The 15614-nt window shown below is 69.1% G+C and carries 13 protein-coding genes and 1 pseudogene; 8 read left to right on the top strand and 6 right to left on the bottom strand.

The window, feature by feature from the left end; all coding sequences use genetic code 11:
* Both RMN86_RS04075 and RMN86_RS04070 read left to right on the top strand, forming a co-directional pair.
* A complete protein-coding gene (locus tag RMN86_RS04075; RefSeq protein ID WP_309604556.1) occupies positions 1-462 on the top strand; it encodes an NfeD family protein in 462 nt (153 codons plus the stop codon).
* Positions 463-636: 174 nt separating this feature from the next.
* Positions 637-1977, top strand: a complete 1341-nt coding sequence (locus tag RMN86_RS04070; protein WP_309604555.1) for a hypothetical protein — start codon at positions 637-639, stop codon at positions 1975-1977.
* A gap of 57 nt (positions 1978-2034) precedes the next feature.
* Here RMN86_RS04070 and RMN86_RS04065 read toward each other — a convergent pair whose 3' ends face one another.
* The 5 genes and pseudogenes from RMN86_RS04065 to RMN86_RS04045 form a co-directional block, all read right to left on the bottom strand.
* The gene (locus RMN86_RS04065; protein WP_309604554.1) at positions 2035-3579 is read right to left on the bottom strand and encodes an acetolactate synthase large subunit; all 1545 of its coding nucleotides are present in this window, start codon (positions 3577-3579) and stop codon (positions 2035-2037) included.
* A 15-nt stretch (positions 3580-3594) separates the two neighbouring features.
* Positions 3595-5370: a feruloyl-CoA synthase gene (locus RMN86_RS04060; RefSeq protein WP_309604553.1), complete on the bottom strand. Its 1776-nt coding sequence runs from the start codon at positions 5368-5370 to the stop codon at positions 3595-3597.
* Between the two features lie 44 nt (positions 5371-5414).
* Positions 5415-6134: a DUF599 family protein gene (locus RMN86_RS04055; protein WP_309604552.1), complete on the bottom strand. Its 720-nt coding sequence runs from the start codon at positions 6132-6134 to the stop codon at positions 5415-5417.
* Positions 6127-7532 (bottom strand): annotated as a pseudogene (locus tag RMN86_RS04050) (MFS transporter). The gene RMN86_RS04055 and the pseudogene RMN86_RS04050 overlap by 8 nt, the downstream one beginning before the upstream one ends.
* Positions 7533-7744: 212 nt before the next feature.
* On the bottom strand, positions 7745-7927 hold the full coding sequence (locus tag RMN86_RS04045) for a CsbD family protein (RefSeq protein WP_309604551.1): 183 nt from the start codon (positions 7925-7927) through the stop codon (positions 7745-7747).
* 206 nt (positions 7928-8133) lie between these two features.
* On the opposite strand from RMN86_RS04045, the gene ettA reads away from it, so the two are divergent.
* Positions 8134-9798: an energy-dependent translational throttle protein EttA gene (gene ettA / locus RMN86_RS04040; protein WP_309604550.1), complete on the top strand. Its 1665-nt coding sequence runs from the start codon at positions 8134-8136 to the stop codon at positions 9796-9798.
* 10 nt (positions 9799-9808) lie between these two features.
* Here the strand turns inward: ettA and RMN86_RS04035 are convergent, their stop codons facing one another.
* Positions 9809-11050, bottom strand: coding sequence for an MFS transporter (locus RMN86_RS04035; protein WP_309604549.1), 1242 nt, complete (start codon positions 11048-11050; stop codon positions 9809-9811).
* A gap of 213 nt (positions 11051-11263) precedes the next feature.
* Between RMN86_RS04035 and RMN86_RS04030 the strand changes: the two genes are divergently transcribed.
* Genes RMN86_RS04030 through RMN86_RS04010 form a run of 5 tightly spaced genes read left to right on the top strand, consistent with a single transcriptional unit; the run spans position 11264 to position 15584 of the window.
* Positions 11264-12205: an NAD(P)-dependent oxidoreductase gene (locus RMN86_RS04030; RefSeq protein ID WP_309604548.1), complete on the top strand. Its 942-nt coding sequence runs from the start codon at positions 11264-11266 to the stop codon at positions 12203-12205.
* 10 nt (positions 12206-12215) lie between these two features.
* Entirely contained in the window at positions 12216-12593 is a 378-nt protein-coding gene (locus RMN86_RS04025) for a VOC family protein (RefSeq protein ID WP_309604547.1), read from the top strand.
* 32 nt (positions 12594-12625) lie between these two features.
* A complete protein-coding gene (locus RMN86_RS04020; RefSeq protein ID WP_309604546.1) occupies positions 12626-13597 on the top strand; it encodes a metalloregulator ArsR/SmtB family transcription factor in 972 nt (323 codons plus the stop codon).
* A complete protein-coding gene (metF, locus tag RMN86_RS04015; protein WP_309604545.1) occupies positions 13594-14526 on the top strand; it encodes a methylenetetrahydrofolate reductase [NAD(P)H] in 933 nt (310 codons plus the stop codon). The genes RMN86_RS04020 and metF overlap by 4 nt, the downstream gene beginning before the upstream one ends.
* Positions 14523-15584 (top strand): homocysteine S-methyltransferase family protein, encoded by a 1062-nt coding sequence (locus RMN86_RS04010; RefSeq protein ID WP_309604544.1) that lies wholly within the window; start codon positions 14523-14525, stop codon positions 15582-15584. The genes metF and RMN86_RS04010 overlap by 4 nt, the downstream gene beginning before the upstream one ends.
* The last annotated feature ends 30 nt before the right edge of the window (positions 15585-15614 follow it).

Genomic DNA, 15614 nt, shown 5'->3' with positions numbered 1-15614 from the left:
ATGTCGGACCTTGCGGGCTTCTACGCCGCCCATGCCCTGTGGATCTGGGTCGCGCTGGCCGCCGCCCTGCTGGCGGTGGAGGTCGCCACGGGCTCGGGATGGCTTCTGTGGCCAGCGGCCTCGGCGGCCATCGTCGCGGCGCCGGCGGGGTTCGCGGGGCTCGGACCGCTGCCGGCCGTGCTCGCCTTCGCCGCGCTGACCATCCTGTCGACGGTGCTTGTCCGGCGCTACCTTCCGCGCCGGCTGTTGCGCGATCCTGGACACGACATCAACGACGCCACGGCCCGCCTGATCGGGCGGCAGGGGCGGGTGGCCGCCGCCTTCCGCGATCGCACCGGCCGGGTGTTCATCGATGGCAAGGAATGGGCGGCCGAACTCGACGACGGTGAGGCGCTGGCGACCGGAGCGCGGGTCGAGGTGACGGGGGTGGCCGGCGCACATCTCAAGGTCCGCGCAGCTTGAGGATCCATTGCGCCCGCGGTCTCGATCCTCGGGCGATGTGGCGAGCTAAGCTGTTGGAACTGCGACATAGTTCAGCCCCATGTCGCAGTCATCTTGACCCCTGCCGCGATCACGGCGCTTATGTGGCCAGACGGCGATGTGCGCCCCTCGAAACGTCCAGGAGAAACTGAAGTCATGAGGCCAATCCGATTGGGGCTGCTCGCCGCCCTCATCATCGCGGTAATGGCGCCCGGGGCCGCGATGGCGGCGGGCAAGACCGCAGCGTCCGTGGTCAGCGATGCTTCGCGCAAGGCCGGGATGGCGGAGATGCCCGCGCTGATCGCCGCCGGAAACATTCCCTGCACGCTGTCGGACGCCCGGCTGATCGGCAAGGCCGCGCCGGATAAGAAGACCGGCTCCCCAGGGTCCAGCCTGTACGAAGTGGCCTGCGGCGCCGGCAATATGGGCTATCTGATTCAGGCTGCGGTTGGTAGCCCGCCGAACGCCTACAGCTGTCTGGAAGCCAACTATCCGGCCGACCCGGCGATCAAGGCGGCCAATCCTTGCCTGCTGGCCGGCAATACCGACCCGCTGTCGCTGATCGGTCCGCTGCTGTCCAAGGCCAAGGTGCCCTGCACGCCGGAGAAGGCTCGCGGCATCGGTCAGACCAAGACCAGCACCCTGTTCGAAGTCGCCTGTCCGGGCGGCACGGGCTATATCGTCACCGGCAGCGGCCCCCTCGACCTGGCCAAGCCGGCGACCGCCACCAATTGCCTGGCCTATGATGACGCGCAGTCGAGCATCAAATGCATTCTCTATCCGCCGGCCGCGCGGCTGGTGGTGGTGGATCATTTCGCCCAGTTGGCGAACAACGGCTGCACCATCAAGGACCGCCGCTATGTCGGCCTGTTCATCTCTGACGGGACCGAAGGCTACGAAGTCGCCTGCACCGACGGCAAGGGCTATATCTACAAGGTCAATGGCCAAGGCGGGATCGCCTCGATACTGGATTGCGCCAAGGTCGCCGCCGGCGGCTGCACGCTGACCGACACCCGCGCGGCGACCGCCGAACAGGCCGGCCTCTACACCAAGCTCGCCAAGGCCGCCGGTTCGAGCTGCCAGGTCAGCCGATATGCCGTGTTTCCCAGCCGCGGGACTGACGAAGTGGTGGAGCTGGTCTGCGGCGACGGCGTCGGCGCGATTGGCATGTTCCCGGCCGTCGGCAAGGGTCAGGTGCTTGACTGCGGCCACGCCCTGGTCGCCGGCTACCGGTGCACGCTTGGCAAGTCGGACTACTCGGGCCTTACCGCCGATCTTCGCAAGTTCGATCAGAAGGAATGCGCGGTCTCCGCCGTCGGCCAATTGCTGAAGGCGCCGGACGGTTCGTTCCGCCTGGAAGTGGCCTGTTCCGATGGCCTGCCAGGTTACATGATCGGCTACACCAACCCGACCACGCCGAAGGAAGCGATCGGTTGCCGTTTCGCCGGCAGCTGCGTGCTGCCGACCAACAAGGCCGGCGCGGCCCCCAAGGGCTGAACCGGATCGGCTGAGCGACAGAGGGGCCCGCGAGTTCATCTCGCGGGCCTTCCTGCATCAGGGGATGACCGCTTCGATGAACATCGGCCCGCGCTGGGCCATCGCGGCGGCAAAAGCCTTTTCGAAGTCCTCGGCGGTGGCGCAGCGGACCGCGGGCAGACCCAGGCCCTTGGCCAGCGAGACCCAGTCGAGAACCGGATCGCCCAGGCCCAGCAACCTGGCGGCCTGCGGCCCCGCGGCCCCGGCGCCGGTGCGGGTCATCTCGATATTGAGGATGCGGTAGCTGTTGTTGGCGAACACCACGACGGTGACATCGAGGTTCTCCCGCGCCAGCGTCCACAGCGCCTGGACGGTATACATCGCCGCCCCGTCGCCGTTCAGCGAAACCACCTTGCGCTCGGGCGCCGCCACCGCCGCGCCGACCGCCAGCGGCAAGCCGATGCCGATGGCCCCGCCGGTGAGGGCCAGAACCTCGTGGGCCGCGGCGGTCATGCAGGGCACGGCGACGCCGCCGCCGGAGGTCACGCTGTCGTCGCAGACGATGGCGCCGTCGGGCAGATGGCGAGCGATCGACAGGCCGGCAAGCTGGGGGCTGAGGGCGCCGGACGGCGGCGTGTCCGGGCGCTTCAGGCTCTGGCTTGGCCCGGTCCGCGGCGCGCCCATGGCGTCGGCGAGCGCGGCGAGGCCGGCAACGGCGTCTTCCGCCCGGCTGGCCAGCGACAGCGTCGCGCACCCTGTCGGAACCAGCACACTGGGGCGGTCGGGATAGGCGAAGAAGGCCACCGGCTGGGTCGTGCCGGCGAAGACCATCAGGTCGACGCCGTCGAGATCCTTCAGCGCCATCTCGCCGAAATAGGGCATGCGGGCGGGCGCGAAGTGGCCGGCGCCGCGCGGCTGGCGGGCGACGAAGGTGTCGCACATCACCCTGACGCCGGCGGCTTCAAGCCGGGCGGCCTGGGCCAGTCCCTCGGCGCGGCAGGCCTGGCCGCCGATCAGGATCACCGGCCTGGCGGCGGCTTTCAGGGCGCGGGCGGCGGCCTCGACGGCAGACCCGTCGGGGGCGGGCCGGACGGGCTTCTGGGCAATGACGTCGGGGGTCGCGGTCTCCAGCCAGGCCGAGTCGGCCGGCAGGATCAGGCTCACCGGGCCGCCGGGCGGGCCATAGCTCGCAGCGACCGCCTCCGCCGCCAGGCCAGCCACCGCGTCGGGACTGTCGGCCGATTTCACCCACAGCGAATTCGGCGCGGCCAGGGCGGCGATGTCTGAGTTCAGCGGGGCGTCGTACTGGCGGTGATAGGTGGCGTGGTCGCCGATCACATTGACGATCGGCGTATGGGCGCGGCGGGCGTTGTGCAGATTGGCCACCCCGTTGCCGTAGCCCGGCCCAAGGTGCAGCAGCGTGCAGGCCGGCTTGTCGGCGATGCGGCCGTAGCCATCGGCGGCGCCCGTCGCGACGCCTTCGAACAGGCAAAGAACCGGCCGCATCTTGGGGCTTCGATCCAGCGCCGCGACGAACTGCATCTCGCTGGTGCCAGGATTTGCGAAACAGGCGGTGACCTCGTTGGCGACGAGGGTCGAGAGCAGGGCGTCGGCGCCGTTCATGCCAGATCCTTCATGTCAGAACTCCATCACATCGGAGCAAGCCGGGTCGGCGAACAGCCGCGCGATGTCGGCGGCGCGGTGCGACCGGGCCAACGACTGGGCGATATAGCCCTTGTCGGTGATCTCGCCGGCCGCGGCGTCTGGCGGATCGGCCAGGACCAGGGCCCGGGCCACCCGGCCGCCGGCGCCGCGGGCCGCGGCGTTGAAGGACGCCAGCCCCGCGCGCACCGCCGCCTCGATCTGGGCGCGCGGCAAGGTCGGGTTGGGGTAGAGCAGCAGGCCGATCGCCTGGCGACCCTCGCCACAGACCACCGCATCGGTGACCGCCCCGCCGATCGCCGAGACCGCGCCGATGCGCAGGTCGCCGACCCCGACGAACGTCCCGGACGCCAGCTTGAAGTTCTCCGCCAGCCGGCCATCGAACACCAGGCCCCTGGCCGGCTCGGCGGGGTCGACGAGCCGCGCGGCGTCGCCGATGATGTAATAGCCCTCGTCGTCGAAAGCCTGGGCCGACAGCTCCGGCTGGCCGAGGTATCCGGGCGTCACCTGGGGTCCCTTGACGCGGAAATCGAGCTTGCCGGCCTGGGGAACCAGCCGCACGGAGGTGCCCGGCACGGGCAGGCCCATCAGGCCCATGCGCTCGTTCACCCAATGGACATTGGCGGCGGTGGGGCCGGTCTCGGTGGCGCCATAGCCGCTGCCAAAGCTGATCTTCTCGCCCACCGTGCGCAGCGCTACGGCCTGGATGCGGTCGGCCACCGGCTGGCCCAGCGCGGCCCCGCCGTACTGCATCACCCGGACCCGCTCGAAGAAGCGGCGCGCCAGAGCCTCGTCGGCCTCTAGCTCGTCGACGAACAGCATCCAGCCGGCGGGCACCATGTTCTGATAGGTGGGCGAGATCTCCCGCAGATTGCGCACCGTCTCGGTGAACCGCGCGGCGGTCGGCTGGCCGTGGTCGATGTAGAGCGTGCCGCCCCGGTGCAGCGACAGGTGGAGGATCGAGTTGGCGCCCAGGCTATGGCTCCACGGCGCGGAATTGACCATCACCGGCGGGTCGGGATCGTCAAAGCAGGCGGTGATCTGGGCGGCGTTGGCGCTGATCGCGCCGTGGGTGCAGATCACCGCCTTGGGATGACCCGTCGAGCCGGAGGTCAACAGGTACTTGGCGTGGTCGGAGGGCTGGGCGCTGGCGGCGTGCGGAACGGCACGGAGCAGCTCGGCGAAGGCGATGTCGCCGGGGCGCGGGTTGCGGGACGCGATCACCCGCAGCCCGGAGAGACCAGGCGCGGAAAGACCCTCCGCGAACAGGGCCGCATCGTCGGTATAGACACAGGCGGGCTTGAGTACCTGGCAGGCCCGCTCAAGCCGCGCCAGATTGGCGTTGCGCAGGCCGTACTGCGGCGACACCGGCGCGATCGGCATCCGCTGGCTCATGGCGGCATAGCTGATCAGCGCGTGATCGATGCCGTTGTTGGCCAGGATCAGCAGGGGCTCGGACCGCACCACGCCCATGGCCAGCAGGCCGCCAGCCAGCGCCGCGATCCGTTCGCGCGCCGCCGAGAAGGTTACCGCGCGCCAGCCCTCGCCCGACCGCTCGGCCAGCCACACCCGGCTCGGCGTCACCCGCGCCCAGTGCTCCAGGGCCGCGGTCATGGTCTGGAATTCGCTGGAGAACGGGGTGGGGTTGGTCAGCACCAGCTCGCCCCCCGCCCGGCGCTCGACGTCGAGACGGGCCGGCGCATAGCGGGGGTCGCGGAAACCTGTGGCCTGGGTGCGGGATTCGCCGTCCATGCAGCCTTATTCCAAGCGCCGCGCGCGAAGGGAAGGGCGACCTTCTAGGCTGGCGGGGCGGGAGGCCCGGTCTCCAGCATCCGGCGCAGGTCGGCGATGGCCAGGGCGGCCGGCGAGCGGCGTTGGCGCCAGACCAATAACGCCATGGAGCCCACCGTGGCGGCGATGAAGGCTTGCGGCCCGAACAGCCAGGCCGCGGCCGCGAGCGCGAAATAGTAGCCGCGGACGCCGGCGTTGAACGACGAAAGCGCCGGGTTCAGCAGCCGGGCGGCCAGGTCGCCATAGAGATGATGGGTCTTGTCGTCGATGCGTTCGGGCACGGCCCCGATGGCGGCGATGCAATAGTTCATCTGCCGGATCGACCAGATGAAATCCAGCAGGCCGCGCGACAGGGTGACCAGCACCAGCGCCAGCTGGACTTCGAACAGCAGCCGCGAGGAGGTCTGGATGACGATCAGGCTGGAGACGTTCTTGAACGTCGTCTGGCCGCCGAACAGCGCGCCCGCCGCCGCGGCGATCAGCAGCAGGTTCGACGAGGCGAAGAACGAGGCGGAGTTCAGCGCCTGGGCCAGCAGCTGGCCGTCCATGAAACGGTTCTCGCGCCGGGCCATATTGCGCATCCAGGCCATGCGGATCACTGCCATGTCGGTGTTGATCGCCGCTCCGCCGCGGCGCGCCAACAGGCCGAGCAACGGCTGGTAGAACAGCCAGCAGACCGCGAAAAGGCCCAGGCCGGCGATGTTCAGGACGCCCAGACTAGTCATCGGCCATCAGGCCTCCGGCTCTGGTGTCGCGCATGCGCAGCGCGATCAGCAGCGCCGCCCCCATCGCCGCCGCGACATAGAGGTAGAAGCCGCTCTCCAGCTTCTGCGACTTGAACCACAGGGCCATATATTCCGCCGTGCCGCCGAAGATGGTGTTGGCCAGGGCGTAGGGCAGGGCGACGCCCAGCGCCCGCACCGCTGTGGGGAAAAGCTCGGCTTTCACCACAGCGCTCACCGAACTGTAGCCGGAGTGGATCACGCAGAGCGCTGTCACCAGTCCGAAGGCCGGGAGCAGGCCGGTGGTGTGCGAAAGCGCCGAGAAGATCGGGTAGGTCAGCAGCATGCCGGAGGCGAAGGCGACGATCAGCGTCGAGCGCCGCCCGAACCTGTCCGACAGATGCCCCATCAGCGGGTTGACCAGCATGTAGACAAGCAGCGAGCCGGCCGAGACCGCGGTCGCCGCGTCCTTGCTGAAGTGCGCGGTGTTGACCAGGAACTTCGGCATGTAGGTGGTGTAGGCAAAGAACGAGAGCGAGCCGGCCGCGGTCAGGCCGGCCACCATCAGCACCTCGCGCGGGTGCCACTTCAGCAGCGGCGCCGCGAAGCTGAGCTGCCAGAGCACCAGGACCGCCACCGACAGGCTCATGGCGTTGGGATTGCCGCTGGCGAACAGCGCGGCGCAGACCGCCAGGGCCGCGGCGAGCAGGATCAGCACCCAGCGCATATGGGCCGGGTTGAGCTGGCCGCGATCGCTGCTGTCGGCGCTCGAAAACGCGGTGCTTTCCTCGAGATTTGACTGGATCCAGAAGACCACGACCGCCAGCACCCCGCCGATGGCGAAGGGGATCCGCCAGCCCCAGTCTTCGAGCTGGCCCTTTTCCAGCGTGTGCTGCAGCACCAGCAGCACCAGAGTCGCGGCGAGCTGGCCCATGATCAGGGTGACGTATTGGAAGCTGGACAGAAGCCGCGTCGGGTCTTGCCGGCCATCTCGGCCATATAGGTGGCGCTGGCGCCATATTCTCCGCCTACGGACAATCCCTGGACTACCCGCGCCAGGGTGAGCGCTATGGGCGCCCAGACGCCGATGGTCGCATAGCTGGGGATGATGGCGATGGCGAAGGACCCCACGCTCATCAGGGCCACGGAGACCACCAGCGCCGCGCGGCGGCCGACCCGGTCGGCATAGACGCCCATGGCCCAGGCGCCGATCGGCCTGGCCAGGAAGCCCACCGCGAAGATCGCGGCCGCCTGCAGCAACTGGGCGGTCTGGTCGCCCTTGGGGAAGAAATGGCCGGCAAAATAGAGGGTGAAGGCGGAATAGGCGAACCAGTCGTACCACTCGACCAGATTTCCCGCCGACCCGCCGAGGATCGCGCGGATCCGGCGAAAGGTGGTCATGCCCTCGACCGCCGCCTTCGCCGCCGTTCCGCCTTCCGTCCCGCTCCGCGCCATGCATTCCCCCGTCGCCGAGCGGGACGCTAGGCGATTTGCCGCCTCGCGTCAGCAGGCCACTGGGGGAACGCCACTGGGGGAACGGCCCCTACCGACTGTCTGACCCTTACCTTCTGAGCGTGACGCCCCCCGCTTGGTGAGCGGGGGGCGCTTGGGGCTTACTTCTTGAGCGCGGTCCGGGCGGCGTCCTTCAGGGCGCCGACGCCCTTTTCGACCTTGCCCTCGACGCGTTCGGCGGCGCCCTCGGCGGCCAGCCGGTCATTGCCGGTCGCCTTGCCGGCGGCCTGCTTGATCGAGCCCGCCGCGTCCTTGGCCGCGCCTTTGATCTGGTCCTTGTGCATCGCGATACTCCTTACGTCTCGGCCGGGCGCCACCGCCCGTTGGCGAGAACTACGCGAAAGCCCGGCCTCGGGTTCCCGCGCAGACGATCGCAATTTTCGCTGCGGCGAACCGCGCCATCGCCGCGCCGCCGTTGCGCGCGCGGTCCGCCCCCGCTATCTGCACGCCTCGAATTCCCATTCTTTCAGTCGAACGGTGCGGACGCCCCATGGCGCAGCAATATATCTATCAGATGCAGGGCCTGACGAAGGCCTTCCCGGGTGCGCCGAAGAAGACCTTCTCGGACATCTGGCTGTCGTTCTATCCGGACGCCAAGATCGGCGTGGTCGGCGTCAACGGCTCGGGCAAGTCGACGCTGCTGAAGATCATGGCCGGGATCGACAAGGATTTCACCGGCGAGGCCTTCGCCGCCGACGGCGTCAAGCGCGGCTATCTGGAGCAGGAGCCGAAGCTGGACGACAGCCTCGACGTCTGGGCCAACGTCATCGCCTGGTGCGAGGAAAAGCAGATCTTCGACGCCTACAACGCCGTCGCCGCCAAGCTGGGCGAGGACTACACCGAAGAGCTGATGGAGGAGATGACCGCGCTGCAGGAGAAGCTGGACGCCGGCGACCTGTGGGACATCGACAGCCGCATCGAGATGGCCATGGGCGCCCTGCGCTGCCCGCCGAATGATGCGCCGGTTGACAAGCTGTCGGGGGGCGAGCGTCGCCGCGTGGCGCTGGCCAGGCTGCTGCTGTCCAAGCCCGACATGATGCTGCTGGACGAGCCGACCAACCACCTGGACGCCGAGAGCGTGGCCTGGCTGCAGCATCACCTGGAGAGCTTCCCGGGCTGCATCATCCTGGTGACCCACGACCGCTACTTCCTGGACCAGGTAACCAAGTGGACGCTGGAACTGGATCGCGGCAAGGGCCTGCCGCACGAGGGCAACTATTCCTCGTGGCTGGAGGGCAAGACCAAGCGGATCGCCCAGGAAGAGCGCGAGGAGGTCGGCAAGAAGCGGGCGATCGACCGGGAACTGGCCTGGGTGCGATCCTCGCCCAGCGCGCGCCGCACCAAGTCCAAAGCCCGCTTGTCGGCCTTCCACGACCTGCAGAACGAGGCGGAGAACGCCAAGCAGACCTTCGCCCAGATCCAGATCCCGCCCGGGCCCCGCCTGGGTCAGATGGTCATCGAGGTGTCGGGCCTGGAGAAGGAATACGGCGACAAGCTGTTGTTCAAGGACCTGACCTTCAAGCTGCCGCCGGGCGGAATCGTCGGCGTGATCGGGCCCAACGGGGCGGGCAAGTCGACCCTGTTCAAGATCATCACCGGCCAGGAGACGCCCGACCAGGGCAGCGTGAAGCTGGGCGAGACGGTGAAGCTCGCCTATGTCGATCAGAGCCGTGACGACCTCGACCCGAAGAAGAACGTCTGGGAGGAAATCTCCGGCGGCCTGGACATCATGAAGGTGGGCGGGCGCGAGATCCCCAGCCGCGCCTATGTGGGCTCGTTCAACTTCAAGGGCGCCGATCAGCAGAAGAAGGTGGGCCTGCTATCGGGCGGGGAGCGCAACCGCGTCCACCTGGCCAAGACCCTGGCCGCCGGCGGCAATGTGCTGATGCTCGACGAGCCGACCAACGACCTGGACGTGGAAACCCTGGGCGCCCTGGAGTCGGCGCTGGAGGATTTCCCCGGCTGCGCGGTGGTGATCAGCCACGACCGCTTCTTCCTCGACCGCCTAGCCACCCACATCCTGGCCTTCGAGGGCGACAGCCAGGTCGACTGGTTCGAGGGCAACTTCGAAGCCTACGAAGAGGACAAGAAGCGCCGCCTGGGCGCCGACAGCCTGATCCCCCACCGGATCAAGTTCCAGAAGTTCACGAGGTAGGGGCGGCCGCCTAACCGACGGGCATCGTCTTCACCCGCCAAAGCGGCGAGAGCGCGCCCAGCGCCGGGCCGATCAGCAGGCCGGCGATGGCGATGAGCAGCGTCTGGCGCAGGCCGATGGCCTGGCCCAGCGCGCCGCCGGTCAGCGCCCCGACCACGACCGCCGCGCCGCTGGCCGCGCGGAAGGTCGCCCCGACGCGGCCGAGCAGGGTCTGCGGCAGGATGATCTGGCGCAGGCTCGAGGCCAGGATCAGCGGGACGACGCCGAACGCATCGCCCAGGAACTGCGACACCATCAGGCCGGTCATCGCCCCCACCGGCGTCGCCGGCGACAGCAGCAGGACCATCGTACCCAAAGCTGAGAGCGCGCCGGTGACGCAGATCGCCGGACCGACGCCGATCCAGCGGGCGATCGGCTGGGCCAGCAGCGACCCCGCGAGCGCGCCGACCCCGCCCGTGGCGATCCCCAGGCCCAGCAGGGCGGGGCTCAATCCGAGACCGCGAAGCGCGAAGGCGACGTAGAGCGCGCTGAAGAAGCCGCCGAACAGGCCGCCGACCGCGGTCATGATCAGCAGGATCCGCACGCGCGGCTCGTCCCAGGCGGCGCGCGCGCCGGTGACCACGCCATCGACCCAGCCGCGCCGCTTGCGGGCCTTGTCCAGCGGGGGCTCTGGGGTCCGGATTCCGGCGAGGATCAGGGCCGAGACAAGGTAGGCGCCGGCGTTGAAGATGACCGCTATGGGGGCGGTCAGCCACTGGAAGAGCACGCCCGCCAAGGCCGGGCCGCCCATCTCGGCCACGGATTCCGTCACGCTGACCTTGGCGTTGGCGTCGGTGACCAGAGGCTTGCCGACCAGCCCCGGCAGGTAGGCGTGGTCGGCGATGTCGAAGAGCGCGCTGGCCGCCGTCACCAGGGCCGCGGCGGCATAGACCTGCAGCATGGACACCAGGCCCAGCCAGGCCGCCAGGGGCAGGGTCAGCAGGATCGCGGCGCGGAACAGGTCCGCGGCGATCAGGATGGGGCGCTTGCGGGTGTGGTCGACGAAATCGCCAGCCGCCAGGCCGACGATCAGGCCTGCGCCAGACGCCAGCGCCGCCAGCAGGCCGAGCTGCGGCGCGGATGCGCTCAGCGCCATCACCGCCATCATCGGCAGGCCGTCGCGGGTGATCCGCGCGCCGAAGTCGGAGACGGTCTGGGCCGACCACAGACGAAGGAAGTCGCGGTGGCGCCAAAGCGGGCTTTTGGAGGTCATGGATAGGTTCGCAGAACGGCTGGTGCGCGGTCACGCGACCGCGGGGCCGCCCGTCGGCGAGCGATGGGCGGAGCGCGGGTGAGCGAATGTTTTTCCGGCCGCCGCCGCTCACCCTGGGCGCCTTACTGCAGACCGGCGTTCTCGAAGTCAAGTTTGGGCGGGCGGCGGGCGCCGCTATAGGAGGGCCAGTTCCCGCGAAACGAGCCCGACCCCATGTCCGAACCCCTGGCCCTGATCGCCGTGCCGTTCCTGACGGTGCTGGAGCCGGCCTTCCAGGCGGGCGGACTGGCCACCGCGCGCGCCTGGGAGCTCACCGACGAGGCGCGGTCGCGCGTGCGGACTATCGTCCACGCCGGCGAGGTGGTGCTGACCCCGGAATTCCTGTCGGGCCTGCCGGGGCTGGGCCTGATCGCCTGTGTCAGTGTGGGCTACGACGGGATCGACGTGGCCTGGTGTCGGGCGAACGGCATCGAGGTCACGCATGCGCGGGGTCTCAACGCCGAGGACGTTGCCGACCACGCCATCGGCCTGATGCTGTCGGCCTGGCGCAACATCCCAGCCCTGGACCGGATCGTGCGCGAAGGGCGCTGGACGCAGGAGGCGCGGATCGGATCGCAACCTAGCCTGGGCGGCCGCACCCTGGGCGTCGTGGGGCTGGGCCACATCGGAGCGGCGGTGGCCAGGCGGGCCCAGGCTCTGCGGCTGAACGTGCAATGGTGGGGTCCGCGACCCAACGACGACGCCCCCTGGACGCGGGCGGAGAGCCTGCTGGCGCTCGCCGAGGCCAGCGACATCCTGGTGGTCTGCGCCCGCGCCGAGGCCGCCAACAGGGGCATGATCTCCGCCGAGGTAATTGCCGCGGTGGGGCGCAAGGGGATGATCGTCAACGTCGGCCGGGGCTCGCTGGTCGACGAGGACGCCCTGATCGCGGCGTTGACGGACGGCCGGCTGTGGCGCGCGGCCCTAGACGTCTTCGTTGAGGAGCCGACGCCGCCGGAGCGCTGGGCTGAGGTTCCAAACGCGGTGCTCACGACCCACACCGCCGGCTCAAGCAACGAGGCGGTGCCCTTGATGGTCGCCCAGGCGATCGACAATGTGCGACGGTTCCTGGCCGGCGAGGCGCTGGCCAGCCCCGTCGCCCCGGTGGCGGATTAGGGAGGGCCATATGGCCAAGGTGCTGGGTATCGGCGGGGTGTTCTTCAAGGCGCAGGACCCCAAGGCGGTGCGCGACTGGTACGCCCGCGTGCTGGGCTTCGACATCCAGGACTGGGGCGGGGTGATCTGGCCCCATCCGGAGATCGGCCACGGCAACTGGAGCGTCTTTGAGGCCACCAGCGACTACTTTGCGCCCTCCACCGCGCCCTTCATGGTCAACTATATAGTCGACGACCTAAAAGAGGTGCTGGCCAAGGCCCGGGCGGCCGGCGCCGAGCCGGTGGGAGACCCCATTGACGGCGAGTACGGCCGCTTCGGCTGGCTGATGGATCCGGCGGGGGTGAAGCTCGAACTCTGGGAGCCGCCCGCAGCGCCGCCCGGGACTTGACATAAAGACATAAACATATCTTTATGTGAGTTATGAGACTTTCGGCGGCCCAGGCGATCGATGTGCTGCGCGCGGCGGGCGAACCGACGCGCCTGCGCATCCTAGCACTTCTGGCGCGCGAAGAACTGGCCGTGCTCGAACTTTCCCGTGTCCTGGACCAGAGCCAGCCGCGGGTTTCCAGACACTTAAAGCTGTTGGCCGAGGCCGGGCTGGTGGAGCGCTTTCCGGACGGCGCCTGGGTGTTCTATCGGCTGACCGGCGCGGGCGCGGCGGGTGATCTGGTGGGCGAGATCCTGGCGCGGACCGACCCGGCCGACGCGGGCCTTGCGCGCGACTTTGAGCGACTGGCCGCGGTGCGGGCCGAACGCGCCGCCGACGCCGGCGAATATTTCGCCCGCAACGCCGCGCGCTGGGACGAGATCAGCGCGCTCTATGTGTCCGACACCGATGTCGAGGCCGCCATCCTGAAAGCGGCCGGGCGCGGACCGTTCCGGCGGCTGGTGGACCTGGGCTCCGGAACGGGGCGGATGCTGACCCTGCTGGGGCCGCACGCCCAGGCCGCGCTGGGCCTGGACCTGTCGCATCAGATGCTCAACCTGGCGCGCAGCCGGGTGACCGAAGCCGGGCTCGAGCTTTGCGAGCTGCGCCATGGCGACATCGTCAGCACGCGGCTGCCGGCCGAGAGCGCCGACCTGGTGGTCGTCCACCAGGTGCTGCACTACCTGGCCGACCCCGCCGCGGCGGTGCGTGAAGCCGGACGCCTGGTGGCCCCGGGCGGGCGGCTGATCATTGCCGACTTCGCCCCCCATAGCCTGGAGTTCCTGCGCGAACAGCACCAGCATCGCCGCTTGGGGTTCGCCGAGCCGGAGATGGCCCGCTGGCTGGCCGACGCCGGCCTGTCCAAGGTGCGCGTCATCACCCTGCCGCCCACTCGCAAGGAAGGCCTCACCGTGAAGATCTGGACCGGCGAGCGCAGCCGCGAACGGCAAAGGCGCGCCGCATGAGGCGCCGCGAAAGTGATTTCGGCGACCGGGTCCTTGGCCCCATCGCCCGCGCCGGCGCCGGAACAATGTCGCGCCCCGGCGTTTCATTCGAGTTCTCACCCCCGAAAACCCCGGAGGCCGAGGAAACCCTGTGGGAAGCGATCCGCCGGCTGGAGCCGCTGGACCCGACCTTTGTCTCGGTGACCTATGGCGCCGGCGGCTCGACGCGGGACCGGACCCATCGCACCGTCCTCAGAATGCTTAAGGAGACGACCCTGCGGCCCGCCGCGCACCTGACCTGCGTCGAGGCCAGCCGCGCGGAGGTTGACGAAGTGATCAGCGACTACTGGGACGGCGGTATCCGCCATATCGTGGCCCTGCGCGGCGATCCGCCGGGACAGATCGGCGGGGCCTATTCGCCCCGCGCCGATGGCTACGCCAACGCCACGGAACTGACCGCCGGCATCCGCGCCATCGGCGATTTCGAGGTCAGCGTGGGGCTATATCCGCATGTGCATCCCGAGAGCCCGGGGATCGACCACGACATCGATGTGCTGAAGGCCAAGATCGACGCCGGCGCGACCCGGGCGATTACTCAATTCTTCTATGATATCGAGGGCTTTCTTCGGTTCATGGACCGGGTCCGCGACGCGGGCGTGACCATCCCGATCTCACCGGGAATCATGCCGGTGACCAACTTCAAGGGCCTGAAGAAGATGGCCGGCCCGATCGGCATCCAGTTGCCGGGCTGGCTGGAGAACCTGTTCGACGGCCTGGACAAGGACCCCGAGACGCGGCGGCTGCTGGCGTGTTCGGTGGCCACCGAGATGTGCGCCCGCCTGGCCGAGGAAGGTTTTTCAGACTTCCACTTCTATACCCTCAACCGCGCCGACCTGACCTATGCGATCTGTCGCGTGCTGGGCGTGCGCGAACCCCAGGAGGCCGCATGACCCGCACCGAACGCATCGCGGCGTTGAAGGCCGCGGCCAAGGAACGGGTGCTGATCCTGGACGGGTCGTGGGGCGCCATGATCCAGACCAGGGGGCTGGTGGAGGCCGACTATCGCGGCGAGCGGTTCAAGGACCATCCGGGCCAGCTGAAGGGCAACAACGACATGCTGTGCCTGACCCGGCCGGACATCGTCACCGGCCTGCATGACGCCTATTACGCGGCCGGCGCCGACATCAGCGAGACCAACACCTTCTCGTCGACCTCCATCGCCCAGGCCGACTACGACATGGGCGCCGCGGTCCGCGACCTGAACCTGGCGGGCGCCCGACTGGGCCGGGAGGCGGCCGATCGCTGGACGGCGAAGGAGCCGCACAAGCCGCGGTTCCTCGCCGGGTCGCTGGGACCCTTGCCGGTGATGCTGTCGATGAGTTCCGACGTCAACGATCCGGGCGCGCGCAAGGTGACCTTCGACCAGGTCCACGCGGCCTATACCGAACAGGTGAAGGCGCTGCACGAGGGTGGGGTCGACCTGTTCCTGATCGAGACCGTCACCGACACCTTGAACTGCAAGGCCGCGATCAAGGCGATCCTCGACCTGGGCGACGCGGGCTATGAGCCGCTGCCGATCTGGATTTCCGGGACGATCACCGACCGCTCGGGCCGCACTCTCTCGGGCCAGACGGTGGAGGCGTTCTGGAATTCCGTGCGTCACGCCAAGCCGTTCGCCATCGGGCTGAACTGCGCGCTGGGCGCCGAGCTGATGCGGCCGCATATCGCCGAGCTCAGCCGCATCGCCGACACCCTGGTGTCCGCCTACCCCAACGCCGGCCTGCCCAACGCCTTTGGCGAGTATGACGAGACCCCCGACGAGACCGGCCACATGCTTCACGACTGGGCCGAGCAGGGGATCGTCAACATCCTGGGCGGCTGTTGCGGAACCACGCCCGACCACATCCGCCACGTCGCCGAGGCGGTGCGCGGGATGAAGCCCCGGGCGATCCCGCAACGGCCGACAGCCATGCGTCTGGCCGGGCTGGAGCCGTTCGAGCTTGTGTAGGGGTCACGGGGGGTCTAGTTTGGGGTCCCT

This window comes from Phenylobacterium sp. (assembly GCF_031360265.1).
Taxonomy (GTDB): domain Bacteria; phylum Pseudomonadota; class Alphaproteobacteria; order Caulobacterales; family Caulobacteraceae; genus Phenylobacterium.
The sequence above is the reverse complement of the archived record's forward strand: the minus strand, read 5'-3'. Positions and strand labels throughout refer to the sequence as shown.